This is a genomic window from Variovorax sp. Varisp53, assembly GCF_059491555.1.
Genome location: NZ_CP168512.1, coordinates 133690 through 159379, shown reverse-complemented (window position 1 = coordinate 159379; position 25690 = coordinate 133690). Strand labels below are relative to the sequence as shown.

The 25690-nt window shown below is 68.0% G+C and carries 26 protein-coding genes; 9 read left to right on the top strand and 17 right to left on the bottom strand.

The window, feature by feature from the left end; translation table 11 throughout:
• The first annotated feature begins 1 nt into the window (after position 1).
• Positions 2 to 805: an exodeoxyribonuclease III gene (locus ACEOAB_RS00710; protein ID WP_056588046.1), complete on the top strand. Its 804-nt coding sequence runs from the start codon at positions 2 to 4 to the stop codon at positions 803 to 805.
• Here the strand turns inward: ACEOAB_RS00710 and ACEOAB_RS00705 are convergent, their stop codons facing one another.
• From ACEOAB_RS00705 to ACEOAB_RS00645, 13 genes are all read right to left on the bottom strand, one after another.
• Entirely contained in the window at positions 806 to 1549 is a 744-nt protein-coding gene (locus ACEOAB_RS00705) for a GntR family transcriptional regulator (protein WP_200955383.1), read from the bottom strand.
• 29 nt (positions 1550 to 1578) lie between these two features.
• Positions 1579 to 2253, bottom strand: a complete 675-nt coding sequence (locus ACEOAB_RS00700; protein ID WP_056588049.1) for a cysteine hydrolase family protein — start codon at positions 2251 to 2253, stop codon at positions 1579 to 1581.
• Positions 2254 to 2273: 20 nt separating this feature from the next.
• Complete coding sequence (locus tag ACEOAB_RS00695) at positions 2274 to 3845, bottom strand: ABC transporter ATP-binding protein (RefSeq protein ID WP_413750193.1); 1572 nt, start codon at positions 3843 to 3845, stop codon at positions 2274 to 2276.
• 100 nt (positions 3846 to 3945) lie between these two features.
• On the bottom strand, positions 3946 to 4632 hold the full coding sequence (gene biuH, locus ACEOAB_RS00690) for a biuret amidohydrolase (protein WP_056588055.1): 687 nt from the start codon (positions 4630 to 4632) through the stop codon (positions 3946 to 3948).
• Positions 4633 to 4637: 5 nt separating this feature from the next.
• Positions 4638 to 5561, bottom strand: a complete 924-nt coding sequence (locus ACEOAB_RS00685) for an ABC transporter permease (RefSeq protein WP_413750194.1) — start codon at positions 5559 to 5561, stop codon at positions 4638 to 4640.
• Positions 5558 to 6619 carry an ABC transporter permease gene (locus ACEOAB_RS00680; RefSeq protein WP_495653365.1) on the bottom strand — a complete coding sequence of 354 codons (1062 nt, stop codon included), beginning with the start codon at positions 6617 to 6619 and terminating at the stop codon, positions 5558 to 5560. The genes ACEOAB_RS00685 and ACEOAB_RS00680 overlap by 4 nt, the downstream gene beginning before the upstream one ends.
• Before the next feature lie 18 nt (positions 6620 to 6637).
• A complete protein-coding gene (locus ACEOAB_RS00675; RefSeq protein ID WP_413750947.1) occupies positions 6638 to 7762 on the bottom strand; it encodes a BMP family ABC transporter substrate-binding protein in 1125 nt (374 codons plus the stop codon).
• Positions 7763 to 7815: 53 nt separating this feature from the next.
• On the bottom strand, positions 7816 to 8196 hold the full coding sequence (gene hpxZ / locus ACEOAB_RS00670) for an oxalurate catabolism protein HpxZ (protein WP_056588067.1): 381 nt from the start codon (positions 8194 to 8196) through the stop codon (positions 7816 to 7818).
• Complete coding sequence (locus tag ACEOAB_RS00665; RefSeq protein WP_413750948.1) at positions 8193 to 9026, bottom strand: ABC transporter ATP-binding protein; 834 nt, start codon at positions 9024 to 9026, stop codon at positions 8193 to 8195. The genes hpxZ and ACEOAB_RS00665 overlap by 4 nt, the downstream gene beginning before the upstream one ends.
• Positions 9023 to 9850, bottom strand: coding sequence for an ABC transporter permease (locus ACEOAB_RS00660; protein ID WP_413750949.1), 828 nt, complete (start codon positions 9848 to 9850; stop codon positions 9023 to 9025). Before ACEOAB_RS00660 ends, ACEOAB_RS00665 begins: the two co-directional genes overlap by 4 nt.
• Positions 9851 to 9855: 5 nt before the next feature.
• Positions 9856 to 10857 (bottom strand): ABC transporter substrate-binding protein, encoded by a 1002-nt coding sequence (locus ACEOAB_RS00655; RefSeq protein WP_056588076.1) that lies wholly within the window; start codon positions 10855 to 10857, stop codon positions 9856 to 9858.
• Between the two features lie 22 nt (positions 10858 to 10879).
• Positions 10880 to 12604, bottom strand: coding sequence for an allophanate hydrolase (gene atzF / locus ACEOAB_RS00650; protein WP_495653364.1), 1725 nt, complete (start codon positions 12602 to 12604; stop codon positions 10880 to 10882).
• A 209-nt stretch (positions 12605 to 12813) separates the two neighbouring features.
• Positions 12814 to 13677: a M48 family metallopeptidase gene (locus ACEOAB_RS00645; RefSeq protein WP_413750987.1), complete on the bottom strand. Its 864-nt coding sequence runs from the start codon at positions 13675 to 13677 to the stop codon at positions 12814 to 12816.
• Between the two features lie 59 nt (positions 13678 to 13736).
• Here ACEOAB_RS00645 and ACEOAB_RS00640 point away from each other — a divergent pair, with 59 nt between their 5' ends.
• The 6 genes from ACEOAB_RS00640 (at position 13737) to ACEOAB_RS00615 (ending at position 20800) form a co-directional block, all read left to right on the top strand.
• Complete coding sequence (locus ACEOAB_RS00640; protein WP_413750988.1) at positions 13737 to 15122, top strand: AmpG family muropeptide MFS transporter; 1386 nt, start codon at positions 13737 to 13739, stop codon at positions 15120 to 15122.
• Positions 15123 to 15259: 137 nt separating this feature from the next.
• Positions 15260 to 16468, top strand: a complete 1209-nt coding sequence (locus ACEOAB_RS00635; RefSeq protein ID WP_495653363.1) for a beta-ketoacyl-[acyl-carrier-protein] synthase family protein — start codon at positions 15260 to 15262, stop codon at positions 16466 to 16468.
• Positions 16465 to 17322, top strand: coding sequence for a beta-ketoacyl synthase chain length factor (locus tag ACEOAB_RS00630; protein ID WP_495653362.1), 858 nt, complete (start codon positions 16465 to 16467; stop codon positions 17320 to 17322). The genes ACEOAB_RS00635 and ACEOAB_RS00630 overlap by 4 nt, the downstream gene beginning before the upstream one ends.
• Before the next feature lie 117 nt (positions 17323 to 17439).
• Positions 17440 to 18162: a response regulator gene (locus ACEOAB_RS00625; protein WP_007838761.1), complete on the top strand. Its 723-nt coding sequence runs from the start codon at positions 17440 to 17442 to the stop codon at positions 18160 to 18162.
• Positions 18163 to 18177: 15 nt separating this feature from the next.
• The gene (locus ACEOAB_RS00620) at positions 18178 to 19377 is read left to right on the top strand and encodes an ATP-binding protein (protein WP_495653361.1); all 1200 of its coding nucleotides are present in this window, start codon (positions 18178 to 18180) and stop codon (positions 19375 to 19377) included.
• A 151-nt stretch (positions 19378 to 19528) separates the two neighbouring features.
• Positions 19529 to 20800, top strand: coding sequence for an O-antigen ligase family protein (locus ACEOAB_RS00615; RefSeq protein ID WP_413750956.1), 1272 nt, complete (start codon positions 19529 to 19531; stop codon positions 20798 to 20800).
• 45 nt (positions 20801 to 20845) lie between these two features.
• Here ACEOAB_RS00615 and ACEOAB_RS00610 read toward each other — a convergent pair whose 3' ends face one another.
• Both ACEOAB_RS00610 and ACEOAB_RS00605 read right to left on the bottom strand, forming a co-directional pair.
• Entirely contained in the window at positions 20846 to 21055 is a 210-nt protein-coding gene (locus ACEOAB_RS00610) for a zinc-finger domain-containing protein (RefSeq protein ID WP_007836801.1), read from the bottom strand.
• 8 nt (positions 21056 to 21063) lie between these two features.
• Positions 21064 to 22014, bottom strand: a complete 951-nt coding sequence (locus tag ACEOAB_RS00605) for a branched-chain amino acid transaminase (protein WP_007836800.1) — start codon at positions 22012 to 22014, stop codon at positions 21064 to 21066.
• Positions 22015 to 22144: 130 nt separating this feature from the next.
• On the opposite strand from ACEOAB_RS00605, the gene ACEOAB_RS00600 reads away from it, so the two are divergent.
• Positions 22145 to 23149, top strand: coding sequence for a recombination-associated protein RdgC (locus ACEOAB_RS00600; protein ID WP_413750955.1), 1005 nt, complete (start codon positions 22145 to 22147; stop codon positions 23147 to 23149).
• A gap of 22 nt (positions 23150 to 23171) precedes the next feature.
• Here the strand turns inward: ACEOAB_RS00600 and ACEOAB_RS00595 are convergent, their stop codons facing one another.
• Positions 23172 to 23600, bottom strand: coding sequence for a glycerate kinase (locus ACEOAB_RS00595; RefSeq protein WP_413750954.1), 429 nt, complete (start codon positions 23598 to 23600; stop codon positions 23172 to 23174).
• 135 nt (positions 23601 to 23735) lie between these two features.
• Between ACEOAB_RS00595 and ACEOAB_RS00590 the strand changes: the two genes are divergently transcribed.
• Positions 23736 to 24191, top strand: a complete 456-nt coding sequence (locus tag ACEOAB_RS00590) for a hypothetical protein (protein ID WP_413750953.1) — start codon at positions 23736 to 23738, stop codon at positions 24189 to 24191.
• A 68-nt stretch (positions 24192 to 24259) separates the two neighbouring features.
• Here ACEOAB_RS00590 and radA read toward each other — a convergent pair whose 3' ends face one another.
• Positions 24260 to 25651, bottom strand: coding sequence for a DNA repair protein RadA (gene radA / locus ACEOAB_RS00585; RefSeq protein ID WP_056588112.1), 1392 nt, complete (start codon positions 25649 to 25651; stop codon positions 24260 to 24262).
• Between the last annotated feature and the right edge of the window lie 39 nt (positions 25652 to 25690).

Below are 25690 nucleotides of genomic sequence, written 5' to 3'. Positions count from 1 at the left end.
TGTGTTCAAACTGACCAGTCTCAATCTCAATGGCCTGCGTTCGGCCGCTACCAAAGGCGTGGCCGACTGGGTGGCCGAACTTGCGCCGGATTGTATTTGCATGCAGGAGATCCGCGTCCAGGCCAGCGACATCGAGGGCCGGTTCGAGGAAATGGCCGGCCTCAAGGGCCATTTCCACTTCGCAGAAAAGAAAGGCTACGCCGGCACCGCCGTCTACACCAAGCACGCTCCGAGCCAGGTCGTGGTGGGCTGGGGCGACGCCGAGTTCGACGCCGAGGGCCGGTATCTAGAACTGCGCTTCGACACGCCCAAGCGAAAGTTCTCCGTCATCAGCTGCTACTTCCCGAGCGGCAGTTCGGGCGAGGAGCGGCAGGAGGCCAAGTTCCGCTTCCTCAAGGGCTTCTTCCCGCACCTGGTGGCGCTGAAGAAGGAGCGCGAGTTCGTGCTGTGCGGCGACATCAACATCGCGCATAAAGAGATCGACCTGAAGAACTGGCGCGGCAACCAGAAGAACAGCGGCTTCCTGCCCGAGGAGCGCGCCTGGATGACGAAGCTGCTCGACGCCGGCGCCGACGGCGCGGGCCTGGTGGACGTGTACCGCATGCTCAAGCCCGACACCACCGCCGAGGCCTACACCTGGTGGAGCAACCGCGGCCAGGCCTACGCGAACAACGTGGGATGGCGGCTCGACTACCACCTGGCTACGCCAAAGACCGCCGCGCTCGCACGCACCGAACAGATCTTCAAGACCATCAAGTTCAGCGATCACGCGCCGATCACGGTCGAGTACGACTTCAAGCTCTGATCAGCGCGGCCCCGCGGCCTTGCCTGCGTGCCGCGCCAGATGCACCTGGTGCAGCGTGATCTTGCGCACCTCGGCCTGGCTGGTCTCGATGTGCGCCCGCAGCAGCATCGCCGCCTGGTCGCCGCGGTTCGCGCGGATGGCCTTCAGGATCTTCGCGTGCTCGTCGTAGGTAGCGTCGATGCGCGGCTGCTTGGTGAAGTCGAGCCGGCGGATGATGCGGATGCGGTCGGTCACGTCGCGGTGCACGCGCGCCATCTCGGCATTGCCGGCGGCCGCCACGAGCGCGCAGTGGAAGGCTTCGTCCCACTGCGCCACTTGCGCCATGTCGGCGCTGCGCTGCGCCGCAGGCACCAGCCAGATGCTGGCCAGCGCGTCGAGCAGGCTGCGGTCGATGTGGCGGTCGGTTTCGCACAGCCGGTGCACTGCGGTGGTCTCCAGCACCATGCGAAGGTCGTAGAGCTGCTCGAACTGGTCGAAGTCGAAGGGCAGCACGCGCCAGCCGCTGCGAAACAGCACTTCGACGAAACCCTCCTGCTGCAACCGGAACAGCGCCTGCCGGATCGGCGTGCGCGACACGCCCAGCCGCTCGCTGATTTCGTTCTCGGTGAAGCGGTCGCCGGGCACGAGGATGAAGTCGGCCACGTCGCGCTTGAGCTGCGCGTAGACCTCGTCGGCCCGCGTGCGGAAAACGGCCGGATCGGCGGCGGGGACGGGAGGCGCGGGGCGGGTTCGGACGGTAGACACGTGTGGAATGGTAGTCGCTGACGCCAGCGTCACGAAGGGTTGCCATTCAGCGCCGCGAGCAGCGCGGCGCTCGGCGCGGTCCAGCCGACGATGGCGCCCTGGGCGCGCACCATGTCGAGCGTCGCCGCCTTGAATGCCGGGAAATAGCTTTCGGTGCAATCTTCGAGCAGCAGGCTGTCGTAGCCGCGGTCGTTGGCTTCGCGCATGCTGGTCTGCACGCAGACCTCGGTGGTGACGCCGCCGAACAGCAGGTGGGTGATGCCGCGCTGCTGCAGCACTTCGTGCAGGCCGGTGGCATAGAACGCGCCCTTGCCGGGCTTGTCGATGACGAGCTCGCCGTCGATCGGCGCAAGCGCATCGATGATCTGGTTGCCGGGCTCGCCGGCCACGAGGATGCGGCCCATCGGGCCTTCGTCGCCGATGCGCAATGTAGGCTTGCCGCGGTTGCGCTTGGCGGGTGGGCAGTCCGAGAGGTCCGCCTTGTGCGCTTCGCGGGTGTGCACCACCAGGCCGCCGGCTTTGCGCCACGCCGCAAGAGCGGCATTCGTCGCGGGAACGATCGCTTCGAGCAGCGACACGTCGTTGCCCAGCGTTTCACCGAAGCCGCCGGGCTCGATGAAGTCGCGCTGCATGTCGATGAGGACCAGCGCCGTGCTGGCCACGTCGAATTCGTAGGAAAAGGGGTTGGCTTCTTCTATTCGCATGTCGGTTCTCGCTTCAAAGGCTAGTGATGCCCGCCACCCATGTGGGCTCCGATCACGTGTCTTTCCGCACCGGCAGCCGAGGTCTCGAACACGATCTGCCCTTCGCTCATCACGACGATGCGGTCTGCAAGCTCCAGCAGCTCGTCGAGGTCTTCGCTGATCAGCAGCACCGCCCCGCCCTTCTCCCGCACCTGCACGATGCGCGAATGGATTTCCGCGACGGCTGCGAAGTCCAGCCCGAACACGGGGTTGGCCGCAATCAGCACATTGATGTCGCCCGCCAGTTCCCGCGCCAGCACGGCGCGCTGCACGTTGCCGCCGGACAGGCTGCGTATCGGCGCGCCCTCACCCTGCGTCTTGACGCCGTACTCGGCAATCCACTCGCGCGCACGGCTGCGCCAGTAAGGAAAACTCAGAACGCCGCCGCGCGACAACGGCGGTTGATCGAAATCCCGCAGTGCCATGTTCTCCGCAACACTGAGGTCGCCGACGCACGCATTGCGCAACGGCTCTTCGGGGAGACTCCGGACCTTGAGCTCGCGGTTCTCCGCGCGGTGTGCATCGTAGGGTTGCCCCATCACGCTGACCTTGCCGGCCATGCGCGGACGCTGGCCGACCAGCGCCTCGACAAGCTCGCGCTGTCCGTTGCCGGAGACGCCGGCCACGCCGAGGATTTCGCCCGCACGCACCGACAGGCTCAGGTCATGCAGCGCCAGCGTGCCGCGGTCGCCCTGCGCCTTGAGGCCTTCGACATTCAATGCGACCGATGCATTGGCAGGCACGGGCTTCCTCGCAGCGGGGGCTTGCGCCGACGATGCGGCCTGCTCGCCGCCCATCATGGCCTGCGCCAACTGCGCGGGGCTGGTGTCCGCCACGCGGCAGTGATGCACTGCCTTGCCCCTGCGCAGCACCGTCACGCTGTCCGCATACGCCATCACCTCGCGGAACTTGTGCGTGATGATGAGCACGGTGCACAGGCCGCTGCGCGCGAACTCGCGCACATGGCCCAGCACCTCGTCGGCCTCCTGCGGCGTGAGCACCGAGGTCGGTTCGTCGAGGATCAGGAGGCGCGGCTTCAGGTACAGCTGCTTGAGCAATTCGAGCTTCTGCTTCTCGCCAGCCGCAAGCTCGGACGGACGCACGTCGAGGTCGAGGCTGAAAGGCGTGGTCGCAAGAAATGCCTTCAGCTCCGCGCGCTTCGTCTTCCAGTCGATCAGCGCCGGTGTCTTGCCGCCCGCGAGCAGCAGGTTCTCGGCCACCGTCATGCCCGGTGCCAGCGTGAAGTGCTGGTAGACCATGCCGATGCCCAGCGCGCGCGCGACGATGGGGTTGGCGATGTCCTGCTCACGTCCGTCGATGAGGATGCTGCCCTCCTCCGCGCGCTGGAAACCGGCCACGCACTTCACCAGCGTGCTCTTGCCCGCGCCGTTCTCGCCGAGCAGCGCATGCACCGTGCCGGGCTCGACGCGCATCGTCACGCGGTCCATCGCGGTGAAGGCGCCGAAGCGCTTGGTGAGCTCGTAGGTGTCGAGCGCGAGTGCGCCGCTGCCTGCAGGGAGTCCGCCGATGGCGTGGGACGGGGTGGCGCTCATATCAGGGTCCGTTCAGGGCGCGTGCACAGGCCACCGGGTACTCCCCTCCGCGAATGTCCCCCGTCGGCGGGATCGCGCCCCGAAAGAGACACAACAGATCTCATACCGCCGCCAGCAATGCCTGCGAAGTGGCATGCGCACCAAACACGCCGCCCTGCATCGTGATCATCTTCAACGCCGCCAGATGGTTGCCATGGTCGGTGGCCGCAGTGCAGTCCGACAGCAGCAGGCATTCGAACCCGCGGTCGTTCGCATCGCGCATCGTGGTGTGCACGCACACGTCGGTGGTGATGCCCGCGAGGATGAGGTTCTCGATGCCGCGCGTGCGCAGGATGAGCTCGAGATCCGTCGCATAGAACGAGCCCTTGCCGGGCTTGTCGATCACGACCTCGCCCGGCAACGGCGCCAGTTCGGGAATGATCTCCCAGCCCGGCTCGCCGCGAATCAGGATGCGGCCGCACGGCCCGTCGTCGCCGATGCCCACGCCATTCGCGCCAATCTGCCGCGAGCGCCAGCGCTTGTTGGCGGGCAGGTCCGCGAGGTCGGGCCGATGGCCTTCGCGCGTGTGGATGATGTGAAAGCCCAAAGGCCGCAGCGCCGCCAGTGTGCGCGCGATCGGCTGGATGGGCGCCTGCACCAGCGAGAGGTCGTAGCCCATCACGTCGACATACCCGCCCTTGCCGCAGAAGTCGGTCTGCATGTCGATGACGATGAGCGCTGTGTTGTCGGGTCGCAGGTTTGCGTTGTAGGGCCAGGCGTAGGGCTCGGCGGCAATGGTTGTCGTCATGGCATTCAGCTCCTTGTCGATGAAAGCTCGCCGGGGCTGCCGGCGGCCACGGCGCCCGGCTTGCAGGTGAACACCAGGATCACCAGCGTGAGCACATACGGCACGGTGTTGAAGAGGTGGTAGCCCCAGCCGATGCCGATGGACTGCAGCGCCGGGCCGATGGCGCCCGCGCCACCGAACAACAGTGCCGCACCCACGCAGCGCAGCGGACTCCAGCGCGCGAAGATCACGAGCGCGACGGCGATCAGGCCCTGGCCGCTGGAGATGCCTTCGTTCCAGCTGCCCGGATAGAACAGCGTGAGCGATGCGCCGCCGAGCCCGGCGATGAAACCACCCGCCGTGGTCGCCGCGATGCGCAATCCCGAGACCGAGTAGCCCAGCGCGCGCGTCGCCTGCGCCGAGTCGCCCGCCATGCGCACCAGCAGGCCGGCGCGCGTGTGCGCAAAGCCCCACCACAGCAGTACGGCGAGCGCCACGCCGATGGGCACCAGCGCATTGAGCTGCAGTGCGGAGCGCACCACGGTGTTGTCGCTCCAGAAGCCCAGCGCAATGGCGGGGAGCTGCGGCGCCTGCGGCTGAATCAGCGGCTTGCCCAGGTAGAAGGCGAGCCCGGTGCCCAGCAGCATCAATGCGATACCGGTCGCCACATCGTTCACGCGGTCGAGCGAGCACAGCAGGCCGTGCAGCAGCGCGAGCAATGCGCCCGCCGTCGCGCCAATGAGCACGCCGAGCCAGGCCGAATCGGTGAGGTACGCGCCGCCGAACGCCGCCATCGCCGACAGCACCAGAACGCCTTCGAGCCCGAGATTGATGCGACCCGATTTCTCGGTGAGGCACTCGCCCAGGCTCACGAACAGGAATGGCGCGCCCACGCGCAACGCGCCGCCAACGAGGCCGGCGACCAGTGCGATCCATTGGTCGGCCGTCATGTGTAGCTCCTGGCCTCGGGCAGCATGCGGTCGCCAAACTTCCTCCAGTCGACCATGCGCAGCCCTTCGCTCGCGAGGATCAACACGAAGGCGATGCCCTGCAGCACCAGCACCGACGCATCGGGCAAGCCGAGCCGGCGCTGCAGCAGGCTGCCCGCCGCGCCGAAGCCACCGAACAAAATGGCCACCGGCACGATGGCTACCGGGTTGTGCCGCGCGATGAACGACACCAGGATGCCCGCATAGCCGTAGCCCGCGATCAGCGAGGCGTTGGCGCTGGTGTGCACCGCCGCCACCTCGACCGCACCCGCGAGCCCCGCGCAGGCACCGCCGAGTCCACAGGCCGAGAGAATGAGCCGCGTGGCCGGCAGCCCGACGAGCTGCGCAGTGCGCGGATTGCCGCCCACTACGCGCACCGAGAAGCCCGAGGCCGTGGCACGCAGCCACCACCCGAGCCCCAGGCAGGCCACGACGCCGATCACCAGCCCCCAGTGCACGTCGGACCCGGCGATGCCGCCGATCAGCAGTCCGTCGTTCAATGCGTAGGTCGAGGGCTTGTTCAGGCTCGCCGGATCGCGCAGCGGCCCTTCGACCAGGTGCTTGAAGATGCCGATGGCGATGTAGGCCAGCAGCAGGCTGCTGATGGTCTCGTTGATGCCCCGGTACTGACGCAGCCAGCCCGCAAGCATGATCCAGAGCGCGCCGGCCACGGCGCCCGCGATGCAGACGAACACCGTGCCGACGGCGTTGGCGGGCAGCGGCACCGCATGCGCGAGCGCGGCGCAGGCCAGCCCGCCCAGCACCAGCGAGCCCTCGCCGCCGATGACGATGAGCCCGGCGCGCGCGGGCAGCGCCACGCACAGCGCGGTGAGCATCAATGGTGCGGCGCGCTGCAGCGTGTTCTGCCAGGAGAACCAGTCGCCGAATGCGCCCTTGAACAGCGTGACCCAGACCTCCACCGGATCGACGCCTGCGAACGCCACCAGCAGGCCGAACAGCAGCAGCGCCGCCGCAATGGCGAAGACCGGCAGCGCGAATTCCCTCAGTGCGTGGCGCATGACGCGGTGCGTTATCGATCAGACCGAACCGACGACGCCTTCGACCAGGAAGTTCATCTTCTCGAGCTCCAGGTCGGTCTGCTTCAGCACCTTGCCGGCCGGCACCACGACCGCACCCTTGTTGTCCTTGATGCCGTCCTTGAAGATGTCAAAGGTGCCCGCGATCATCTTCGCCTTGATGTCGTCGGCCTGCTTCTTCGCGGCGTCCGGCACCATGGGGCCGTAGGCGGACATCTTCACGTAGCCTTCCTTCAGGCCGCCGCGCAGGAAGTTGGGATGCGGCTTGCCGGCCTGCGCGGCGTCGATGATGGTCTTGTAGGCGGTGAGCCAGTTCCACTCGGCACCCGTGAGGTACGCATTGGGCGCGAGCTTGGCCTGGCTCGCGTGGTAGCCGCAGACCATCTTGCCGCGCTTGGCGGCCGTTTCGACCACCACCTTGGGGCCGTCGACGTGCATGGTGAACACGTCGCAGCCCTGGTCGGCGAGGCTGTTGGTGGCCTCGGCTTCCTTCACCGCCATCGACCAGTCGCCCGTGAAGATCACGCTGCAGGTGATGTTCGGCTTGACCGAGCGCGCGCCGAGCGTGAAGGCGTTGATGTTGCGCAGCACCTGCGGAATGGGCTTGGCCGCGACGAAGGCGATCTTGTTGCTCTTCGTCATGTGCGCGGCGATCACGCCGTTCAGGAACTGGCATTCGTCGATGTAGCCGAAGAAGCTGCCGACGTTCTTCGGGTGCTTGCCTTCGGTCCAGAGGCCGCCGCAGTGCGAGAAGCGCACGTCGGGGTTCTTGGGCGCAACCGCGAGGATGTGCGGATCGAAGTAGCCGAACGAGGTGGGAAACAGCAGCTTGGCGCCGTCCTGCGAGATCATGCCGGCCATGGTCTTCTGCACGGCGGCGGTCTCGGGCACGTTCTCTTCCTCGAGCACCTTGATGCCGGGCAGCTTCTTGATCTCGGCCGCAGCCATGGCGTGCGCCTGGTTGTAGCCGTAGTCGTCGCGCGCGCCGACGTAGATCACGCCGACGGTGAGCGGCTTGGGCTTGGCCTGAGCGCTGGCAAGGGCGCTCCAGCTTCCGAGGCTGCCGGCAGCGCCAAGCGCGGCCAGGGTCTTGAGGGAATCGCGGCGATTGAATTGGCTGGTCATGGCGTTCTTCTCCGTTACAGGTTGAGGTGCAAAAAACGTGCCCTTCCCAGGGCTCAGTCGAGCAGGCTCACGTGGGCGGCGACCACGCGCCACCCTTCGGCCGTGCGCATCCAGGTCTGGCTCTGGCGGCCGGTCTGGCTGCTGCCCTCGCGGCGGAACTCGACGTTGGCGGTCGCGAAGTCGCGGCCGTAGGTGGTGATGACGGTGCGCAGCAGTTCGCGCGGCGGGCTCTGCACGGGCAGCGAGGCGCGGAAGGTGGCGATGTCGGCGTGGCCGTAGTGGTTCTCGGAGAAGCCGTAGCGCAGCGTGTGCGGGCTGTTCCAGAACAGCTCGTCGAGCGTCGCGCGGTCGTTGCCGACCAGCGCGGCCTCGTAGCGAGCGAACACGGCCTGTACTTCGGCAATTACGTCGGGAATGTTGATCTCGGGCATCACCGGCGGACCTCTCGCTGGAAGATGTCGAGGCTGAGCTTCTTGGTCGCGACGAAACTTTCAGTGCTCAGCGTCTCGACGGTGCGCGGGCGCGCATCGCCATAGCGCAGGATCTCGGCGACCTTGGTGGGTCGCTTGGTCAGCAGCAGCACTTCGTCGGCGAGGTACACCGCCTCCTCGAGGTCGTGCGACACCAGCAGCATGGTGGTGCCGGTGTGCATGAACACCTCCTGCAGCTTCTCGCGGATGAACAGCGTCATCTCGAAATCGAGTGCCGAGAAGGGCTCGTCGAGGAACAGAACCTCGGGATTGGGTGCGAGCGCGCGCATGATCGACGCGGTCTGCTGCTGGCCGCCCGAGAGCTCGTACGGAAAGCGCTTCAGGTCGAACTTCACGTCGAACGAAGCGACGAGTTCTTCCATGCGCCGGTCGACCTCGGCCTTGCTGCGCCCTTCGAGCTTCAGCGGATAGGCAATGTTGTCGATGGTGCGCATCCACGGGAACATCGCCTCGCGGTAGTTCTGGAACACGTAGCCGATCTTGGTGTCCTTGCGCTGCTTGCCGTCGAACAGGATCTCGCCCGCGTCGATGGGAATGAGCCCCGCGATCATGTTGATGAGCGTGGACTTGCCGCAGCCGTTGGGGCCGAACACCGAGACGATGGCGTGCTTGGGAATGTCGAGGTCGAAGTTCTCGTACAGCGGCCAGCCCGCGAAGTACTTGGTGAGGCCGCGGATGGTGATGTGCGTGCCCGCAGGGCCGGGCTTGAAGACCGGCTTGGGCACGTCGGCGTAAACCGGGCCGTTGACGACGATGTCGGGTGTCACTTTCATCTCCCGCTCCAGTGCACGATGCGGCGTTCTGCAATGAGGAAGAGGATGTTCAGGGCATAGCCCAACGCACCCGCCGCAAGAATCGCCGCGTACATGCTCTTCACGTTGAGCACCTGCTGCGCATCGATGATCCGGTGGCCCAGGCCCGTGTCGGAGCCGATGAACATCTCGGCCACGATGACGATCACCAGCGCCATCGACACCGCCGAGCGCAGGCCGACGAAGCTGGGCTGCAGACTTTCCCAGATCAGCACGTCCTTGAAGACCTGCCGGCGCGAGGCGCCCATGACCTTGGCCGCCATCACGCGCTGCTTGCGTGCGTTGATGACGCCGTACGCGCTGTTGAACACCACGATGAGCAGCGCGCCGAAGGCCGCGATGGCCACCTTGTTGACGTCGCTCACGCCGAAGATCAGCAGGAACAGCGGAATGAGCGCGGACGACGGCGTGGAGCGGAAGAAGTCGATCAGGAACTCCACGCTGCGGTAGGCCTTCTCGTTGCTGCCGAGCAGCACGCCCAGTGGCACGCCGATGGCCGCCGCAATGACGAAGGCCTGCACGGTGCGCCACACGGTCATGGCGAAGTCGGTGAGCAGCGGGCCGCCGGCCAGGCCGGTGATGAGCGCCGCGATGGTGTCGGCGGGCGTGGGCAGCAGGATCGGCTTGATGAAACCCAGCCGCACCACCAGGTCCCACACGACGAACAGCACCACCGGGCCGATGAAGGGCAGCAGGCGATCGCGCAGCGGCGGCCTGGGCGCCGATATGGCGGCGCTGGCCGGCGGGGTCCACGGCGCGGCCGTGGTCGAGCTTGCGTCGGCCATGGTCGTCAGGCCTTGTAGAGCAGGCCGTCCACCGCGACCTTCTTCTCGAAGATGCCTTTTTCGGTGAACAGGTCGTAGAACTTCTGGAAGTACGCGACGTCGCTGGCCTTGAACTCGTTGTAGAGCATGTACGACGCGAGCGGCACTTCGGCCGTGAGCTTGCCTTCGATGGCGGTGTAGCCCTTCATGAACTGGCGCGCCTCGTCGGGCTTGCTGCGCACCAGCTCCACGCCGCGCGCATAGGCGGCGATGTACTTCTTCGCGACCTCGGGGTTCTTCTTGATGAACTCGGTGGTGAGGCTGGCCGCGCCGCCGTGCCACGGCGCCATCGGGTCGCCGAGGATGTATCTGGCGACCACGCCGGCCTCGATGACGCGCGTGGTGCCGTTCATGCGGCCCACGGTGCCGGTGGGTTCCAGCGTGTAGCAGGCATCGACCTGACCCGCGACCAGCGCGGCCACGTGCTGGCCGATGGGCAGCTCGCTCACGACCGCGCCCTTGGCGCCGGCGCGCTCCAGCATGGTCTTGCACAGCGTCACGTTCTGGATGCCCGGGCCCGAGGCGACCTTCTTGCCGGCCAGCTCGGCCATGGTCTTGACGGGGCTGCCTTGCGCGACGATGAACTCGTCGAGCACGAACTTCGCGTTGCTCGGGTTGGTGCAGAAGATCTTGAACAGGCCGGGCTGCGCGATCTCGCCGATGGCGAGGTTGGCCGAGCCGGTGCCGTTGGCGCTGCCGTCGCAGCGGCCCGCGAGCATGCCTTCCATCACCTGCTGCGCGCCGGCGAACTTGAGCGGCTCGACGTCGAGGCCGGCCTCCTTGAAGTAGCCCTTGTCGATCGCCGCGAAGAACGGCAGGCCGGCCGCCACCGGCCAGAAGCCGATGCGCAGCTTGGGTGCGGCGGCCTGCGCGCGCACGATGGCAGGCGCAGCCAGCACAGCCAGGCCGGAAGCAGCGGCCTGCAGCAACTGCCGACGCGACGCGGAAGATTTCTCTGGGGTGTTCATCGGAACTCCTGATCAGTTGGAATCAGTTGGAACTCGGGGTGGCGCGGCTCGCGACGTATGCGCGCCAGCCGCCGTGATGGGTCACGTCCTGCGCGCCGGCCAGTGCATGGCCCTCGCAGATGAAGCCTTTCACCCAGCTGCCGTCGGCCAGCTCGACGCTGCCAAGGCCAAGGGGCGGCGGGATGAGGGCGAGAAAGCTGCCGACCTGCGCCAGGGGCACGGCCCACACTTCGAGCACGATGGCGGTGCCTTCCTCGCCTTCAGCCACGCGCCGCAGGCCGGGTTTGGGCGGCACGGTGCCCGGCAATGCGTGCAGCCTGTAGGCCGGCGACGTGATGGTGGCTTGCATCAACGTGGCGCCGCGCTCGGTGAGCTGGCTGTTGAGCGGCATGCCGGACAGATGCGCGCCGACCACGGCGATGGGCAGGGTGCCGGCATCCGGCGCGGCGAGGCCGGGAATGGCGCGCGGCGCGGGCAGCGGCAGGCCGAGGGCGCCCTGCGCGAGCCCAGTGGCGTGGTGGTAGCGCTGGCCCAGGTCGGCCAGCGCAAGGTCGCTGCCGCAGGGGCCGATCAGCGTGATGCCGAACGGCAGGCCGTCCGCGCGCAGGCTGCTGGGCACGGAGAGCGCGGCGTAGTCGAGCAGGTTGACGAAGTTGGTGTACGCGCCAAGGTTGCGGTTGAGCACCACCGGATCGGCACGCATCTGCTCACGGGTGTAGTGCGTGGGCGCGGTGGGCACGAGCAACACGTCGATGTCGCGCCACATCGGCTCGACCTGCTGCGCAATGGCGCGCAGCCGCGTCTGGGCTTCGAACACGTCGGCGGCGGTGTAGCTGCGGCCGCTCGCGAGGATGCCGCGCACGGGCTCGATCACTTCGTCGCCATGCGCGTCGAAGAACTCGCGCACCGCGGCGTAGCGTTCGGCGACGAGCGCACTTTCATAGAGCAGCGCGGCAGCCTCCGCAAGCGGGGCGTAGGGAATGGTGACGGGCGAGCCACCCATTGCCAGCAGCCGCGCAGTCGCGTCGTTGAACGCCTGCTCGGCGGCGGCGTCGCCGAAGAAGCTCAGCCTGTCGGGCACGCCGAAGCGGAAGTGCGCTGGCAGCGGCTCGCGGCGCAAAGCCAGGTCGCGCGAATAGGGGTCGCGCGCGTCGTGGCCGGCGCAAGCGAGCAGCACGTCGACCGCGGTGGCGACGGTGCGCGCAAAGATGGAGACGCAGTCCGCGCTCTGCGCAGCGGGCACCACGCCGAAGGTGCTCAGCAGGCCGCGCGAGGGCTTCAGGCCGACGATGTTGTTGAGCCCGGCCGGCACGCGGCCCGAGCCCGCGGTGTCGGTGCCCAGCGCAAAGTCGACCTCGCCGGCCGCCACCACGTAGGCCGAGCCCGAGCTGGAGCCGCCCGAGACATAGCGCGCGTCGAAGGCATTGGGCACCTCGCCGTAAGGCGAGCGCGTGCCGTTCAGGCCGCAGGCGAACTGGTCGAGGTTGGTCTTGCCAGCCAGCGATGCACCGGCTTCGAGCAGGCGCTGCACCACGGCCGCGTGGACCGGGGGCAGGCGGTCGAAGGCCGGACAGGCGGCGGTGGTGGGCACGCCGGCCACGTCGATGTTGTCCTTGACCGCGAAGCGCAGCCCGGCGAGCGGCAGGACGGAGCCGGGGGCTTCGCCAGCCCGGGCGTGCGCCATGGGCTGCGCGAACCTGGCGATCCAGGCGGCGGCGGGCGATCCATCTTCTTCATGCACCATCATCAGGCATCCAAACATGTGTACAAGTTGAGATGCAAGCGGCGTGCCAGCGGCGACGCGAGGTCGCGCGGATCAATTCAGGGGATGGGGGCGTTGCTCCCTCTCCCCTGGGGGAGAGGGTTGGGGTGAGGGCAGGTGCGGGCGAAGAAGCGCGGCCCTCGTATGAAGGCCGCCACCCTCACCTCTGCCCAGGGGAGAGGGAGTCAGGCAAGTCAGCTCTTCTTCGCGTCCCGGTAGAGCGTCTCCACCTTCGGCAGGTTCGCCTCCAGCTTCGCGATGCGGTCCGGCCCGCTCGGGTGCGTCGAGAGGAAGCTCAGCCCGCCCTGGTTCTTCGACGCCGTGGCCATCTTCTGCCACAGCGACACCGATGCCTTCGGGTCATAGCCCGCACGTGCCGCGAGTTCGAGCCCCACGAGGTCGGCCTCCGACTCATCGCTGCGGCTGAACTTGAGCGTGAGGAGCTGCGTGCCGGCGCGCGCCGCCAGGTCGCCCATCTGCCCCAGTCCGAGCAGCTGCGCACCGATGGAGAGCGCCGCGCCCGTGCCCGCGCTCTTGGCGAGGCGGGCACGCGCATGCTCGCGCAGCGCGTGGGCCATCTCGTGGCCCATGACCATCGCGACCTCGTCGTCCGTGAGCTTGAGCTGTTCGAGGATGCCGGTGAAGAAGGCGATCTTGCCGCCGGGCATGCAGAAGGCGTTGATCTGCTTGCTGCCGATCAGGTTGACCTCCCACTTCCAGTCGCGGGCGCGCGAATTCCAGGGCGTGGCGAAGGGAATGAGGCGCTTCGCGATGGCGCGCAGGCGCTGCAGCTGCGGGTTGCCGTCGCCCGCGAGCGCGTTCTTGGCGCGCGCCTGTTCGAGCAGCTGGCCGTACTGCTGCACGCCGGCTGCCTCGATCCTGTCGGCCGGCACGAGGTTGCGCGCGACCGAGGCATTGCCGACATTGACCTGCGCCAGCGCCGTGCCGCTGAAGGCGGCGCCGGCGGCCGCCAGCAGGAAGGCCCGCCGGGGATTCCATGCGGAAGCGGCGGTAGCGGTGGAGATGGCGGAAACAGGGAGATCGCATCGTGTGCACATAGGAGCCGGATCATAGGAACAAATGAAGACAAAGGCCGGGCCGACCACCCCCGGCACTCATGGACAATCCGAGGCTCATGTCCGTACCTTCCGCAGAAACCCCCACCGCCTCTTCCCCGCCCTGGCGCGACGCGCTGAAGGTCTACCTGGAGCCCGCCACCCTGCGCATGCTGGCGCTGGGTTTCTCGGCCGGGCTGCCGCTGCTGCTGGTGCTGGGCACCCTGAGTTTTCGCCTGCGCGAAGCGGGCATCGACCGCACCACCATCGGCTACCTGAGCTGGGTCGGGCTGGCCTACGGCTTCAAGTGGGTCTGGGCGCCGCTGGTCGACCGGCTGCCGCTGCCGCCGCTGACCACGCTGCTCGGACGCCGGCGCGGCTGGCTGCTGCTGGCGCAGTGCGTGGTGATCGCCGGCCTGATCGGCATGGCGCTGAACGACCCGCGCCAGGGGCTCACGCCGCTGATCTGGTGCGCGCTGCTGGTGGCCTTCGGCTCGGCCACGCAGGACATCGCGCTCGACGCCTTCCGCATCGAATCGGCCGAGACGCGCAAGCAGGCCGCGCTGGCCGCCGCCTACCAGACGGGCTACCGGCTCGCGATGATCTGGGCCGGTGCGGGCGTGCTGTGGGTCGCGACCTGGGCCGAGGTGGCGCCGGCGGCCGCGGTCACGGGTGCGGCGGCGTACCAGAACGGGGCGTGGAAGACGGCCTACCTGGTGATGGCCGCTTCGATGGCGGTGGGGGTGCTGACGGTGCTGCTGTCGCCCGAACCAGTGCCGCGCGTGCTGCCCAAGGCAAAGAATGCCGCCGAGTGGCTGCGCAGCGTGCTCATCGAGCCCTTCGCCGACTTCATCCGCCGCTACGGGTGGCAGGCCGCGCTGATCCTCTCGTTGATCGCCATCTACCGCATCAGCGACGTGGTGATGGGCATCATGGCCAACCCTTTTTACGTGGACATGGGCTTCACCAAGGATCAGGTGGCCACGGTCAGCAAGATCTATGGCGTGATCATGACGCTGGTGGGCGCCTTCGTCGGCGGCGTGCTGTCGATGCGCCTGGGCGTGATGCGGGTGCTGATGCTGGGCGCGGTGCTGAGCGCGGCCAGCAACCTGCTGTTCGCGTGGCTGGCCTCGCGCGGGCACGATCTGACGGCGCTGATCGCGGTGGTCTCGGCCGACAACCTGGCCGGCGGCATCGCCTCGGCGGCCTTCATCGCCTACCTGTCGAGCCTGACCAACATCAGCTACTCGGCCACGCAGTACGCCCTGTTCAGCTCGCTGATGCTGCTGCTGCCGAAGTTCATCGCCGGCTATTCGGGCGCCTTCGTCGATGCCTTTGGCTACAGCACCTTCTTCATCTCCACCGCGGTGCTCGGCCTGCCGGTGCTGGTGCTGGTGGCCTTGGCCTCGCGGCTGACAACGACCACAAGGCCCGCGGACCGTCAATAGGGCCTGGGCCTTATAGGAAACAGCCGACATTGCGCGCACCGCGCAACTGGTAGGCTGCGGGCGCTATACATTCGTTTTCTTCTCCCTTCCTGCGCCCTTCCCGCGCACCCCGTCTGCCAGCAAGCCCCTACAAGATCGTGCCGTCCCGAATTTCTCCTCTCCAAATCAGCGCCTACACGGCGACTTCCGCCGTCGGTGTCGGCAAGGAAGTGCTGGCCGACGCGCTTGCGCAGTCGCGCAGCGGGCTGCGCGCCAACGACTTCGGCGATGCGCCGCTGCCCACCTGGATCGGCCGCGTCGACGGACTCGAAGAAATCCGCCTGCCCGAATCGCTGGCCCACTGGGACTGCCGCAACAACCGGCTCGCCTGGCTGGGCCTGCAGGCCGATGGCTTCATCGAAGCGGTGGCTGCGGCACGCGAGAAGTACGGTGCTTCGCGCGTCGCGCTGATCCTGGGCACCTCGACCGCCAGCATCGGCGAAACCGAGCTGGCCTATACGCAGCTCGACGAACAGGGCATGTTCCCGCCCGACCAGCGCCGCGCCAGGGTGCACACGCCGCATTCGCTGGCCATGTTCACGCAGCAGCTGCTGGGCATCAGCGGCCCGAGCGAAACCATTTCCACCGCCTGCTCGTCGAGCGCCAAGGTGTTCGCCTCGGCCGAGCGGCTGATCCGGCTGGGCCTGGCCGACGCGGCCGTGGTCGGCGGGGCCGACACGCTGTGCGGCAGCGTGCTGTTCGGCTTCAACTCGCTCGAACTGGTGTCTAGCGAGCCGTGCCGGCCTTTCGACGCCACCCGCAAGGGCATCAGCCTCGGCGAGGCCGCGGGCTTCGCGCTGGTCGAGCGCGTGCAGGCCGGCGCCGATGCCGCGCCGCTGCACCTGCTGGGCTATGGCGAGGCCAGCGACGCGCACCACATGTCGACGCCGCACCCCGAGGGCCTGGGCGCCGAACGCGCGCTCGACGAAGCGCTGGCGCGCGCCGGCCTGCCGCCCGAGGCGATCGACTACATCAACATGCACGGCACCGCGAGCCAGAAGAACGACGAAGTCGAGGGCGCGCTGGTGGCGCGCCGCTTCCCGGCGCGCACGCACGCCAGCTCGACCAAGGGCTTCATGGGCCATACGCTGGGCGCGGCGGGCATCGTCGAGGCCGTCATCAGCCTGCTGGCCATCGAGCGCGGCCTGATGCCGGGCACGGTCAACACCCGCACGCTGGACGAAGGCTTCGGCCCGCAGATCAGGCTCGAACCGGCGCATGGCGAGGTGCGCTATGCACTGTCCAATTCGTTCGGCTTCGGTGGCAACAACTGCTCCCTCGTTTTCGGCAAGGCGGAGGCAGCATGAGCACGAACCACGCACCCAAGCCCCCGACCCTCTACATCGAAGGCCCCGCCTTCTGGACCCCTACCCTGCCCGGCTGGGACGCCGCGCGCACCGCCTTCCGCGGCGAAGGCGCGCTGGCCGACCCGCCCGCGAAGCGCCCCTCGCCGCAGGTGCTGGCCCCGGCCGAGCGCCGCCGCGCGCCCGACACCGTGGCGCTGGCGCTCGAAGTGGCGGCCGCCGCCATGGCCGCTTCGGGCCGCAACGCGGCCGACGTGCCCTGCGTGTTCACGTCGGCGCACGGCGACCTGTCGATCAACGACTACATGTGCGGCACGCTCGCGAGCGATCCGAAGATGCTGTCGCCCACCAAGTTCCACAACTCGGTGCACAACGCGGCCGTGGGCTACTGGACCATCGGCACCGGCTGCATGGCGGCCAGCAACGCGATTTCGGCCTACGAGCACAGCTTTGCCTCGGGCCTGCTCGAAGCAGCGGTGCAGTGCGCCTGCGACCAGGAGCCGGTGCTGCTGGTGGGCTGCGACACGCCCACGGTGGGCGCCCTGGCTTCGGTCACCGACAGCCGCGGCCTGCTCGCGGTGGCGCTGGTGATCGCCCACGAGCCGACGCAGCGCACCGTGGCGGCGCTCGACTGGTCGCTGGCCGGCGAGGGCGGCACGGCGCCCGCGGCCACGCCGCCGAGCTCGGCGGCAGCGAAGTCGCTGGCCGAGAGCAACCCCATGGCCCAGGCGCTGGCGCTGTTCGAATCGCTGGCGAACCTGGCGCATTCGGGAAACGGCACGGGCACGCCGGTTGACCTGCCGCTGTCCTCGTCCCTGTCGCTGCGGCTGCAGTTGCGGCCGCTCGAGCGGGACTGAGCCCACGCCCGCTGGAGTCGGCGCTATGCTTTTCGCAGCATCGCCGGTTGACAGGGGTGTTCGAGGTTTACCCAACTTTACGGAGCGTTCAAGCCCGCTTGCTCCCTTTGGACGACCATGAAGCGCATGAGCACCCCCCAACTCCTGATGATCGAAGACGACGCCCGCCTGGCGCAGATGGTGGGCGAGTACCTGACGCAGTCGGGCTTCGCGTTCAACCATGCCGGCGACGGCGCGAGCGGACTCGAGCAGCTGCAGCAGCACGCGCCCGACCTCGTGATCCTCGACCTGATGCTGCCCGACACCGACGGGCTCGAAGTGTGCCGCCGCATCCGCGCGCTGCCCGCGCCGCTGTCGAAGGTGTCGGTGCTGATGCTGACGGCCAAGGGCGACCCGATGGACCGCATCATCGGCCTGGAGATCGGCGCCGACGACTACCTGCCCAAGCCCTTCGAGCCGCGCGAACTGCTCGCGCGCATCCGTGCCGTGCTGCGCCGCCGCAGCGAGAACGCCACCGAGGCCGAAGCCTCCACCGTGATGCGCTTCGGCACGCTGGAGATCGACCGCAACGCGCGCACCGTGTCGGTGGCCGGCGCGCTGGCCGACCTCACCTCCTACCAGTTCGACCTGCTGGTGGCGATGGCCGAACGCGCGGGCCGCGTGCTCACGCGCGACCAGATCATGGAAGCCGTGCGCGGCCGCGAACTCGAGGCCTTCGACCGCTCCATCGACGTGCACATGGGCCGCATCCGCGCAGCCATCGAGGTCGACGCGAAGAACCCGAAGCGCATCCTCACGGTGCGCGGCGTGGGCTACGTCTTTGCCAAGCAGCAAGACTGACCGGACCCCGGCCCGATGCTGCGCAACCTCTATTCCCGCCACCTCTACGTCCGCATCTGGCTCGCGGTGGTGGGTGGCGTCGTCATCCTCACGCTGATGGCCAACTGGATCGTGCGCGAAGCGGCGGAGGCCGAGCGCGAGCGCCTGGCGCCGGTGCCGCGCCACGTGGTGGTGCTCGACGCGCAGGACAAGCCCATCGGCGAAGGCACCGCGCTGCGCGTGCCGGGCCAGGGCCTGGAGTTCGACGTGACGCTGAGCGACGGCAAGGCGATCACGCTGCGCGTGGCGCCGCGCGAACGGTCCCCGGGCTCGGCCGCCTTCGCGCCATGGCGCACGCCGTTCGGGCTGGGATGGATGATCGCGCTGGTGGGCGTGGCGGTGGCACTGGGCGTGTATCCGATCGTGCGGCGCATCACGCAGCGGCTGGAATCGCTGCAGCGCGGCGTGCAGCGATGGGGCGAAGGCGATCTCTCGGTGCGCGTGACCGAAGAAGGGCAGGACGAAGTGACCGATCTCTCCAAACGATTCAACGCGTCGGCCGAACGCATCGAGCAGTTGGTGCGTTCGCACAAGTCGCTGCTGGCCAACGCCTCGCACGAGCTGCGTTCGCCGCTCACCCGCATCCGCATGGGGCTGGAGCTGATGGGCGACCACCCGAGCCCGAAGGCGCGCGAAGAGATCTCGCGCAACATCGGCGAGCTCGACCAGCTCATCGACGAAATCCTGCTGGCCAGCCGGCTCGACGCCAGCGAAGCCGACATGGGCACCATCGAGGCCGTGGACCTGACCGGCCTCGCTGCCGAGGAATGCTCGCAGGTGAACGCCGAACTCGACCTGGCCGCAGGCACCGACAACGCCACGCTGACCGTGCCGGGCGTCTCGCGCCTGCTGCGCCGCGCGATCCGCAACCTGCTGGAGAACGCCCGCCGCTACGGCGCCGGCGAGATCGCGGTGGAGCTGGGCAGCGCCAACGGCTACGCCACCGTGCGCGTCAACGACCGCGGCCCGGGCGTGCCCACGGCCCCGCGCGAACGCATCTTCGAGCCCTTCTACCGGCTGCCCGGCGCCAGCGAGCGCAACGGCGGCGTCGGCCTGGGACTGGCGCTGGTGAAGTCGATCGCCGAGCGCCACGGCGGCACCGTGCGCTGCGAAGACCGCCCAGGCGGCGGCGCGAGCTTCGTGATCCGCCTGCCGGTTGCCGCGCGCGGGCACTGACACATCCCCGTCCCGGCCCCGTTCGCGGGACGCCGCGGAACCGGCTTCGCCGGGCCGCAGGCGTCGCCCCCGGCGAGGGGGAAGGAGAAGCGACACGAAGTGCGCGAAGCCTGGGGGAGTACCAAGCCCGTCAACCTAAAATCCCGGCCCTATGCAGAGATCGCACATCGTTCGGCCCGCGGCCATGTTCTGGGGGCTGGTGGTGTTCATGCCGGTCGGCGTCACCTACCTTTCGGCCCTCTTGCTGCTGCTCACCATGCTGGTGGCCGGCGGCCTGGGCGGGCGCTATGCGCGGCTGCGCGCCAACCCGCTGTGGTGGCCGGTGATGGCCTACCTGGCCTGGACCCTCATCGTGCTGGCCATCGGGCAGCACTATCCCGAGACCGGCTCCAACCTGTTCCACGGCATCCGCATCGGCCTCACCATGCTGATGGCGATGGCGCTCACGCGCGAAGAGGCCATCTGGGCGCTGCGCGGCTTTTTGCTGGTCGCCGCGCTGAACATCCTGCTGGTCATCTTCTTCTACGCAGTCGGCGGCTTCCCCATCTGGTCGCCGCTGCGCGCGGTGGTGATGGAAGTGGGCAACAAGTCGATCAGCAACGCGCTGCTGTTCAGCGTGGTGGCCTCCACGGCCGCCGTGTGGGGCATCGCGCAGATCGCCGCGCACAAGCCGCTGCGCTCCATTCCCGCCTTTGTGCTGATGCTCGGATTGGGCCTGGTGGTGGCGCTGCCGCTGACCTCGCGCACCTCGGTGCTCGCGCTGCTGCTGGTGATTCCGGTGGTCTGCGTCCACCAGTGGCGCAACCATCTGAAGATGCTGGTGGGCGCGCTGGTGCTGGGGGCAGTGGTGCTCGGGGCGGCGCTCTATCAGGTGCCGCAGCTGCAGCACAAGGTCGAGACCGGCGTGCAGGAACTCGAGGAGGCGCAGGCCGGCGCGGTCTTCAAGGGCAGCTGGGTCATCCGCTACTACATGTACCGCGACACCGGCCTCATGATCGCCGATCGCCCGTTCACCGGCTGGGGCATCGGTGGCTGGACCGACCAGTGGCACAAGCGCGGCCCGGCGCTGCTCGCCGACTCGAACATGCCGCACAACGACTTCCTGTGGGCCGGCGCGCAAGGCGGCCTGCCTGCCCTGCTGAGCCTGCTCATCATCATGGTCGCCGCCGTATGGCAGGCATGGAAGCGGCCCGACATCGCGGGCCGCTATGCGCTGGCCGCGACGCTGATCGCGCTGATCGCATCGAGCGTGAATTCGGCCATGCGCGACGCGCAGATCGGCCTGGCGCTGCTGTTCGTCTCGATGGTCTACCTGCGGCTCGCGCAGGAGAAGAACGACCCGGATCCGTGGCGCGGACTGCTGTCCTCGCGCTTGAAGAGCCTGGAAAACCTGGAAAAAGACCCCGCCCGCCCGGCTGCCTGAAGAGGCATCGGACGGTCGGGGCCGGATGGCTCAGCGGCCAGCGGCTCAGTGCCGCGACGACACCGTCTCGCCGGCCTTCAGCCGGTACACCGTGCCGCAATACGGGCACTTGGCCTCGCCGGTGCGAGCCACGTCGAGGTAGACCTTCGGGTGGCTGTTCCAGAGCTTCATGTCGGCCTTGGGGCTGGGGCAGAACACGCCGCCTTGATGATTGAGCTCCTTGGCCAGGAGTTCGACGACTGCATTGGTGGACATGGGTTTTCTCAGACTTTCGTGAGCCAGTGGGCGTACTTGGGATTCTTGCCGTTCACGATGTCGAAGAAGGCAGACTGGATTTTCTCGGTGATCGGGCCACGGGCGCCGCCGTCGCCGCGGTTGCCGATCTCGACGCGGTCGAGTTCGCGGATAGGCGTCACTTCAGCGGCGGTGCCGGTGAAGAAGGCCTCGTCGGCGATGTAGACCTCGTCGCGCGTGATGCGCTTCTGCACCAGCTCCAGGCCCAGGTCCTTGCACACGTGCAGGATGGTGTTGCGCGTGATGCCGTTGAGCGCGCCGGCCGACAGGTCGGGCGTGTAGACCACGCCGCCCTTGACCACGAAGATGTTCTCGCCCGCGCCTTCGGAGACGAAGCCGCTCGCGTCGAGCAGCAACGCCTCGTCGTAGCCGTCGTCCAGCGCTTCCATGTTGGCGAGGATCGAGTTGGTGTAGTTGCTCACCGTCTTGGCCTGCGTCATCGTGATGTTGACGTGGTGGCGGGTGTAGCTCGAAGTCTTCACGCGGATGCCGCGCTTCATGCCTTCTTCACCGAGGTAGGCGCCCCACGACCAGGCCGCGACCATGGCATGCACCCGGTTGCCCTTGGGGCTCACACCGAGCTTCTCGGAGCCGATCCAGATCAGCGGGCGCAGGTAGCAGCTTTCGAGCTTGTTCTCGCGCACCACCTGTTTCTGGGCCTCGTTCAGCTGTTCTTGCGTGAAGGGGATCTTCATGCGCAGGATCTTGGCGCTGTTGAACAGGCGCTCGGTGTGCTCGGCCAAGCGGAAGATCGCGGTGCCCTCGGGCGTCTTGTAGGCGCGCACGCCCTCGAAGGCGCCGCAGCCGTAGTGCAGCGTGTGGCTCAGCACGTGGATCTTGGCGTCGCGCCAGTCCACGAGTTCGCCGTCCATCCAGATCTTGCCGTCACGGTCGTCCAGCGAGGGGGGGATCGAGCTCATTTCCTGATTCCTTTGGAAGCGGTGTTGGGAGCGAGGTGGGAAGTCGCAAAAGCTTTCGATTTTACGGCGGTGGGATTGGCGGGGTGCCCGACAATGGCCGGTTGTGCAAACCAGTGGAAAAAGGGTTTCCGTGTCCGTATTCAAGAACGTCATCGTCTATCGCATCGAACCTGCCTGGTCCCAGACACTGACCGAGGCAGAAGAAGGGCTCGGCAAGCAGCGCTTCGTGCCTTGCGGTCCCTCGCAGGAAAAGTCCGCCGGCTGGGTCGAGCCCCGCGGCGAAGCCAATGGCCCGCTGGTCGAATCCATCGACGGCCAGTGGCTGGTCGAATACATGATCGAGAGCAAGCAGGTCCCCGGCTCGGTGGTGCGCCGCAAGCTCGACGAACGCTGCGCGCAGATCGAAGCCACCACCGGCCGCAAGCCCGGCAAGAAGGAAAAGAAGGAGCTCAAGGAAGACATCACCCTGGAGCTGCTGCCGATGGCCTTCACCCGCAGCGCCCGCGTGACGGTGTGGATCGACAAGGCCGAGAACCGCCTCGTGATCAACAGCGGCAACGCATCGCGCGCCGACGAAGTGGTCACCAGCCTCGTGAAGTCGCTCGACGGTTTCGCGGTAGCCCTCATCAATACGCAGATCGAGCCCGCCGCCGCCATGGCCAACTGGCTGCTGACGCAGGAACCGCCGGCCGGCTTCACCATCGACCGCGAGTGCGAGCTCAAGGCCTCGGACGACTCCAAGGCCGTGGTGCGCTACGCCAAGCATCCGCTCGACATCGAGGAAGTGCAGAAGCACATCACGGACGGCAAGCGCCCGACGCGCCTGGCGCTCACCTGGGACGACCGCGTGTCGTTCGAGCTGACGCACGGCCTGCTGATCCGCAAGATCACCTTCCTCGAAGGCACCGGCGACGGCGCCGCGGGCGGCAAGAAGGAAGACAACTTCGACGCCGACGTGGCCATTGCCACGGGCGAGCTGGGCCAGCTGGTGCCGGCGCTGCTCGATGCGCTCGGCGGCGAAGCGGCGTTCTCGGCGGCTGTGCCGGACGAAGCGGCGAAGCCCATCGCAGCAGCCGCCGCTCCCACAATGACGACCCCGGCCGACGCGCCCGAGGAGGAAGACGCGCCGTTCTGAGGCGTCTTCCAACAGGCGTGGCTCAGGCCGCCGGCGGGTCTTCTTCTTCCGGGGTTTCGGGCCGCGTCATCGTCCAGCTCTGCAGCTTGCCGCCATTGAACACGGCGTCGACGTACGAGCCGCCGCCGTCGGTCCAGCGGTAGTGCTCGGGCTGCTCGTCCTTGGGCGAGCGCAGCTCGCCGAGGGCGCGCGTCATCGCGATCACGTGCATCAGCGTGACCCCGGGCTTGAGCTTGGCATTGAGCATCACGGCACTTGCCACATAGCCCACCGGCCGCTCGGCGGCTCGCTTGAGCACCTGCATCGCGCGGTTGAAGTGCAACAGCAGGAACATCACGATGGCGCCACCGGCCAGGGCGACGCCGCCCCAGCCGCCGCTGCGCCAGGCCAGCCCGAGAAGAAGGATGGCCCCGACGGGCACCAGAAATTTCTTGAAATTCATGGCGCGCATTGTCGCCGCCCGCAGTAGCGACCATGGCTACCGCCGGGCGCGCCGGACGGTACTCGCCCCGAAAAGCGCACAGCACGCGAGCGCCACGCGGCACATTTCGCCGCACGGGCATCAGCCCGGGCCACTGAAAAGCGTATGACCATTCCGCGTTCCGTCACTTTCGTTCGTCTCACCCTCGTCGCCGCGCTCGCGGGCACCGTACTCAGCGGCTGCTACGTGGTGCCGCTCGGACAACCCGCTCCCGCCGTACCGCCTTCGCAGTCGTACGCCGTGGCACCGGGCCCGGTCGCACAGACCTTCAACGCGCGGCTGTACCCGTCGAATGCCGAAGCCGCGCGCTACGGCGCCGTCGCCGGCACGGTCACGAACGACATGAACGGCCGCGGCCACTTCAACGCACAGATCGGCGGCGAACAGTTTCAGGGAGAGGCAACCCGGGTCGCAGGCTCGCGGGGCACCGGCGTGGCGAATGCCACCGGCAGCCGCGGCGGCAACCTGAGTTGCCAGTACACGATGAACTCGGCCACGTTGGGCAGCGGCCAATGCGTGCTCAACAGCGGGCCGGCGTTCACGATGCACATCGGGGGATAGGGAGGGTGGGCCCGGCGCGCCACGGTGCGCCGGGCCATTTTTTTCCGGACCTCCCTGTCACTGATCAATCAATCGAGGCGGCGGACCACGTCCATCGCCTCTTCGATGCGGTCGACGGCGTGGATCGTCAGGCCTTCGATCTCTTTCGAGCCCTTGCGCGGTGCGTTGGCCTTGGGCACCACCGCCACGCTGAAACCCAGCTTGGCAGCCTCGCGCAGGCGCTCCTGCCCGCGCGGCGCCGGACGCACCTCGCCCGCCAGGCCCACCTCACCGAACGCGATGAAGCCCTTGGGCAGCGGCTTGCCGCGCAGGCTCGACGTAATGGCCAGCATCACGGCGAGGTCGGCCGCGGGCTCGCTGATGCGCACACCGCCCACCGCGTTCACGAACACGTCCTGGTCCATGCAGGCCACGCCCGCATGGCGGTGCAGCACGGCCAGCAGCATCGCGAGGCGGTCGCGGTCCAGGCCCACCGACAGGCGGCGCGGGCTCGGTCCGCCGTTGTCGACCAGCGCCTGGATTTCCACCAGCATCGGCCGCGTGCCTTCGAGCGTCACCAGCACCACGCTGCCCGGCACCGGCTCGGCATGCTGGCTCAGGAAAATGGCGCTCGGATTGGTCACGCCCTTGAGGCCGCGCTCGGTCATGGCGAACACGCCGATCTCGTTGACCGCACCGAACCGGTTCTTGATGGCGCGCACGAGGCGGAAGCTCGAATGCGTGTCGCCCTCGAAGTACAGCACCGTATCGACCATGTGTTCGAGCACGCGTGGGCCGGCCAGTGCGCCTTCCTTGGTGACGTGGCCCACCAGCACCACGGCCGTGCCGCTGGTCTTGGCGAAGCGCGTGAGATGCGCCGCGCATTCGCGCACCTGCGCGACGGAACCGGGGGCTGACGTGAGCTGGTCTGAATAGACAGTCTGGATCGAATCGATCACCGCGATGGCCGGACGCGTGGCGTCGAGCGTGGCGATGATCTTCTCCAGCTGGATCTCGGCCAGCACCTGCACCTGAGAGTGATCGAGCCCGAGCCGCTTGGATCGCAGCGCGACCTGCGCCCCGCTTTCTTCACCGGTGACATACAGCGCGTTCTGCCCCGCACGCTGCAGCGCATCGACCGCCTGCAGTAGCAGCGTCGACTTGCCGATGCCCGGGTCGCCGCCGATCAGCGTGACGCCGCCCGAGACGATGCCGCCGCCCAGCACGCGGTCGAGCTCGTCGAGGCCTGTGGGCGTGCGCGCGACGTCGGTCGCTTCTATTTCCGACAGCGTGGCGAGTTCCGACGCGCCCGCGAGCGACGCGAACTGCGTGCCGAAGCGGTTGTTGGCCGGGCCGCTGCCCGCGCCCGCGACCTGCTCGATCAGTGTGTTCCAGGCGCCGCAACTCGGGCATTTGCCGAGCCATTTGGGGCTGGTGCCGCCGCATTCACTGCAGACGAAAAGTGTTTTGTCCTTGGCCATGCGGCGAGTTTAGGTGTCCGCACAAACCCTGATGACTGC

What these genes read in the sequence shown, in the direction of transcription:
- ACEOAB_RS00680 (WP_495653365.1), bottom strand. Translation starts at nt 6,619, where the DNA reads ATGCGCCACGCACTGAGGGAATTCGCGCTGCCGGTCTTCGCCATTGCG.
- ACEOAB_RS00625 (WP_007838761.1), top strand. Translation starts at nt 17,440, where the DNA reads ATGAAGCGCATGAGCACCCCCCAACTCCTGATGATCGAAGACGACGCC.
- ACEOAB_RS00610 (WP_007836801.1), bottom strand. Translation starts at nt 21,055, where the DNA reads ATGTCCACCAATGCAGTCGTCGAACTCCTGGCCAAGGAGCTCAATCAT.
- biuH (WP_056588055.1), bottom strand. Translation starts at nt 4,632, where the DNA reads ATGACGACAACCATTGCCGCCGAGCCCTACGCCTGGCCCTACAACGCA.
- ACEOAB_RS00685 (WP_413750194.1), bottom strand. Translation starts at nt 5,561, where the DNA reads ATGACGGCCGACCAATGGATCGCACTGGTCGCCGGCCTCGTTGGCGGC.
- ACEOAB_RS00655 (WP_056588076.1), bottom strand. Translation starts at nt 10,857, where the DNA reads ATGAACACCCCAGAGAAATCTTCCGCGTCGCGTCGGCAGTTGCTGCAG.
- ACEOAB_RS00640 (WP_413750988.1), top strand. Translation starts at nt 13,737, where the DNA reads ATGGACAATCCGAGGCTCATGTCCGTACCTTCCGCAGAAACCCCCACC.
- radA (WP_056588112.1), bottom strand. Translation starts at nt 25,651, where the DNA reads ATGGCCAAGGACAAAACACTTTTCGTCTGCAGTGAATGCGGCGGCACC.
- ACEOAB_RS00590 (WP_413750953.1), top strand. Translation starts at nt 23,736, where the DNA reads ATGACCATTCCGCGTTCCGTCACTTTCGTTCGTCTCACCCTCGTCGCC.
- ACEOAB_RS00660 (WP_413750949.1), bottom strand. Translation starts at nt 9,850, where the DNA reads ATGGCCGACGCAAGCTCGACCACGGCCGCGCCGTGGACCCCGCCGGCC.
- ACEOAB_RS00620 (WP_495653361.1), top strand. Translation starts at nt 18,178, where the DNA reads ATGCTGCGCAACCTCTATTCCCGCCACCTCTACGTCCGCATCTGGCTC.
- atzF (WP_495653364.1), bottom strand. Translation starts at nt 12,604, where the DNA reads ATGATGGTGCATGAAGAAGATGGATCGCCCGCCGCCGCCTGGATCGCC.
- ACEOAB_RS00595 (WP_413750954.1), bottom strand. Translation starts at nt 23,600, where the DNA reads ATGCGCGCCATGAATTTCAAGAAATTTCTGGTGCCCGTCGGGGCCATC.
- ACEOAB_RS00630 (WP_495653362.1), top strand. Translation starts at nt 16,465, where the DNA reads ATGAGCACGAACCACGCACCCAAGCCCCCGACCCTCTACATCGAAGGC.
- ACEOAB_RS00665 (WP_413750948.1), bottom strand. Translation starts at nt 9,026, where the DNA reads ATGAAAGTGACACCCGACATCGTCGTCAACGGCCCGGTTTACGCCGAC.
- ACEOAB_RS00675 (WP_413750947.1), bottom strand. Translation starts at nt 7,762, where the DNA reads ATGACCAGCCAATTCAATCGCCGCGATTCCCTCAAGACCCTGGCCGCG.
- ACEOAB_RS00645 (WP_413750987.1), bottom strand. Translation starts at nt 13,677, where the DNA reads ATGTGCACACGATGCGATCTCCCTGTTTCCGCCATCTCCACCGCTACC.
- ACEOAB_RS00605 (WP_007836800.1), bottom strand. Translation starts at nt 22,014, where the DNA reads ATGAGCTCGATCCCCCCCTCGCTGGACGACCGTGACGGCAAGATCTGG.
- ACEOAB_RS00615 (WP_413750956.1), top strand. Translation starts at nt 19,529, where the DNA reads ATGCAGAGATCGCACATCGTTCGGCCCGCGGCCATGTTCTGGGGGCTG.
- ACEOAB_RS00695 (WP_413750193.1), bottom strand. Translation starts at nt 3,845, where the DNA reads ATGAGCGCCACCCCGTCCCACGCCATCGGCGGACTCCCTGCAGGCAGC.
- ACEOAB_RS00700 (WP_056588049.1), bottom strand. Translation starts at nt 2,253, where the DNA reads ATGCGAATAGAAGAAGCCAACCCCTTTTCCTACGAATTCGACGTGGCC.